Origin of the sequence: Streptomyces malaysiensis subsp. malaysiensis (assembly GCF_040653035.1) — a bacterium.
GTDB classification, from domain to species: domain Bacteria; phylum Actinomycetota; class Actinomycetes; order Streptomycetales; family Streptomycetaceae; genus Streptomyces; species Streptomyces malaysiensis.
This window is the reverse complement of record NZ_JBEZNG010000081.1, coordinates 1-3,998: the sequence shown is the minus strand read 5'-3', so window position 1 is coordinate 3,998 and position 3,998 is coordinate 1. Positions and strand designations below refer to the sequence as shown.

Annotated in this window: 1 protein-coding gene; it reads left to right on the top strand. The window is 71.1% G+C overall.

The window, feature by feature from the left end; genetic code table 11:
* Positions 1–33: 33 nt before the first annotated feature.
* The coding region (locus AB0E24_RS45845; protein ID WP_359386004.1) for an SDR family NAD(P)-dependent oxidoreductase at positions 34–3,998 on the top strand (3,965 nt) is incomplete at its 3' end.

The window sequence follows — 3,998 nt, the reverse complement described above, 5'->3', positions numbered from 1 at the left end:
ATCGCGGTGGATTACGCCTCGCATTCCGTGCAGGTGGAGGACATTGAGCACACGCTGCTGGAGGATCTGGCCCCGATCAGCCCCCGCGCCGGGGAGGTGCCGTTCTTCTCCACGGTGACCGGCGACTGGATCGAGGCGGATTCACTGGACGCCGGGTACTGGTACCGCAACCTGCGCTCCACGGTCCGCTTCGAGGACGCGGTGCGCACTCTCATCGACTCCGGCATCCATGCGTTCATCGAGGTCAGCCCGCACCCCGTACTGACCCCCGGGCTCCAGGAGATCGTCGACGACGCGGGCCACGACGCGCTCGTGGTGGGCACGCTCCGGCGCGAGGAGGGCGGTTGGGACCGCTTCCTGCGGGCCCTCGGCCAGGCGCACGTCCGCGGCCTCGATGTCGACTGGACGGGGACCCTCCCCGGCGGGCGCCCGGTCGAACTGCCCACCTATCCGTTCCAGCGCGACCGGTACTGGCTGAACGCGCCGAAGCCCGCAGTACCGGTCACCGCCGACGCCGCCGAGTCCGGGTTCTGGGACGCGGTGGAGCGGGCGGACGTGGCCTCCCTGGCGGACACACTCGACGCGGACGGCGAAGCGGTGAACGCGTTGCTGCCCGCACTCTCGGCGTGGCGCAGGACACGACGGACCGAATCCCTCGTGGAGTCATGGCGCTATCGCGTGGCCTGGCGCCCCCGTCCGGATACCTCCTGGGAAGCGCCGTCGGGGACATGGCTTGCCCCTATTCCCGGCCGCATGGCGGATGACCCCTGGATCGCCGAAGTCATCGGCGTGCTGGAGCACGGCGGAGCCCGTGTGGTCACGATGTCGTTGGACGCTCGGGACACCGACCGGGACCGGCTCGCGGGGCGACTGCGCGACATCGGCGAGGAGTTCGCCGGAGTGCTGTCGCCGCTCGCGGTGGACGAGGACGCCCACCCGTCGTATCCCACGCTCGGGACCGGGTTCGCGCTCAGCGTCGTCCTCGTCCAGACGCTGGGCGAAGCCGGTATCACCGCCCCCCTGTGGTGCGTCACACGAGGCGCGGTGTCCATCGGCGCTGTCGAGCCGGTGCGCCATTCAGCCCAGGCCGCACTCTGGGGGATGGGCCGGGTGGCGGCGCTGGAGCACCCCGACCGCTGGGGCGGCCTCATCGACCTGCCCGAGACGCTCGACGAGCGCGCCGGCGCGCGGCTCCGCGCGCTGCTGGCCCCGCGCTCCGACGGCGCCGTACGCGAGCGGTCGGGACCGGACTTCGAGGACCAGGTCGCGATCAGGGCGACCGGAGTCTTCACCCGCAGGCTGACGCATGCCACGGAACGTGCCGAGGGCCGGGGATGGAAACCGCGCGGCACTGTGCTGGTCACCGGCGGCACCGGGGCCCTGGGCGCGCATGTGGCCAGATGGCTGGCCGAGCAGGGCGCCGAACACGTGGTGCTCACCAGCCGCCGTGGGGCGGCCGACGAGGAGATCGGCCAACTCGCCGCCGAACTCGCCGGCCACAACACCCGCCTCACCGCCACGGTCTGCGACATGGCGGACCGGGACGCGGTCGCGGGTCTCCTCCAGGGGCTGGAGACCGATGGCACGCCGGTCCGTGCCGTCGTACACGCCGCCGGAGTCAGCAGGCTTGCCCCGCTGGCGGAGGCAACCCTCACCGAGTTCCAGGAGACCGCGGCCGGGAAGGTGACCGGCGCGGCTCATCTGTCCGAACTGCTGGACCCCGACGCCCTCGACGCCGTGGTCTTCTTCTCGTCCATCTCCGGCACCTGGGGCGTGGCCGACCACGCCGCCTACGCCGCCGCAAACGCGGCCCTGGACGCCCTCGCCGAGCGACTCCGCGCCGACGGCTTCCCCGCGCAGTCCCTCGCATGGGGGCCGTGGGGCGGTGGCGCGGGGATGATCGACGCCTCGCTGGCCGAACCGCTGCGGCGACGCGGTATCCCGGTCATCGACCCCGGCCTGGCCGTCACCGGCATGCGCCACGCCGGCGACCCGGCCGGAGCGTTTCTGGCCCTGGCCGACGTCGACTGGGACACGTTCATACCGGTGTTCACCTCCGGCCGTCCCAGCGCGCTGTTCCGGGAGGTGTACGAGTCGGAGAAACCGGCATCGGCGGCGGACGGCTCTCCCAGGTCGGCCGTGTCGGCCTTCGCCGAACGGCTCACCGACGCCTCGGCCGCCCAGCGGGAGCGTGTCGTGGTGGACCTGGTGCGTTCCACCGCGGCACACGTCCTCGGGCACACGTCGGCCGAGGCGATGGACGGCGACAGATCCTTCCGCGACATCGGCTTCGACTCGCTCACCGCCGTCGAACTGAGCAGCCGACTGGCCGCCGCCACCGGGCTGCGGCTTCCGGGCAGCTTGGTCTTCGACCACCCGACGGCCACCGCGCTGGCCCGGCACCTGCTCGACGTCATCTTCGGCGTACGGGAAGATCCGACGACGCTCACGGGCACCCCACCGACCACGCCGACCGACGACGACCCGATCGCAGTCGTCGGCATGGGGTGCCGCTACCCGGGCGGGGTGACCACGCCCGAGGAGCTGTGGACTCTCGCGGCGTCCGGTGCCGATGTGATCTCCGGACTTCCCGCAGACCGCGGCTGGGATCTGAACGACCTCTATGATCCGGACCCCGACCGCCCCGGCAAGTCCTATGTGCGGCAAGGCGGTTTCCTCCACGACGCCGATCGGTTCGACTCCGAGTTCTTCGGGATCACGCCCCGGGAAGCGATCACCATGGACCCGCAGCAGCGGCTCCTGCTGGAGGCATCCTGGGAGTCGCTCGAGCGGGCGGGCGTCGATCCCAAAGGGTTGCGCGGCACCCGTACCGGTGTCTTCGTGGGCACCACCGGACACGACTACGGCACGCTTCCCGGCCTCGACACCGACGGTCTGGAAGGACACCTGCTGACCGGCCGGGCCGCCAGTGTGGTGTCCGGCCGAATCGCCTACCTGCTGGGGCTGGAAGGTCCCGCCATCACGGTGGACACCGCCTGTTCATCGTCGCTGGTGGCGCTGCATCTCGCCTGCCAGTCGCTGCGCCAGGGCGAATGCGCCGTGGCCATCGCCGCCGGAGCCACCGTCATGTCCACCCCTTCGACGCTGGCCGCGTTCAGCCGTCAGCGGGGACTGGCGGCCGATGGCCGATGCAAGGCGTTCGCCGCCTCGGCGGACGGAATGGGGCTGGCCGAGGGCGTGGGAACGGTCGTTCTGGAGCGGCTGTCGGATGCCCGGCGCAACGGGCACGAGGTGCTGGCGGTGGTGCGGGGTTCGGCCATCAACCAGGACGGTGCGTCCAACGGGCTCACCGCGCCGAACGGGCCCGCCCAGCAGCGCGTCATCCGTCAGGCGCTGGCCAACGCGGGGCTGTCGGTGGATGACATCGACGCTGTCGAGGCGCATGGTACGGGGACGACGTTGGGTGATCCGATCGAGGCCCAGGCGCTCCTGGCGACGTATGGGCAGCGGAACGCCGAGCATGACCCGCTGTGGTTGGGTTCGTTGAAGTCGAACATCGGTCATACGCAGGCGGCTGCGGGTGTGGCGGGTGTGATCAAGATGGTGATGGCGCTGCGGCATGGAGTGCTGCCGCGGACGCTGCACGTGGACGAGCCCACCCCGCACGTGGACTGGTCGGCCGGCCGGGTACGGCTGCTGACGGAGGAGCGGCCATGGCCGGACAGGGACCGCCCGCGTCGGGTGGGCGTGTCGTCGTTCGGTATGAGCGGCACCAATGCGCACCTCGTCCTGGAGCAGGCACCGACCACCGTCCCCGTGGAGACGCCGGTGCCGGTTGCGGGTGATGTGTCGGTGGTGCCGTGGGTGGTGTCGGGTCGTTCGGCGGAGGCGTTGTGTGGGCAGGCGGTGCGGCTTGCTGAGTATGTGGCGGAGTGCCCTGGTGTTTCTGTGTCTGATGTGGGTTTTTCGTTGGTGGTGTCTCGGTCGGGGTTTGAGCATCGTGCGGTGGTGTTGGGTGGTTCGGGTGGGGAGTTGGT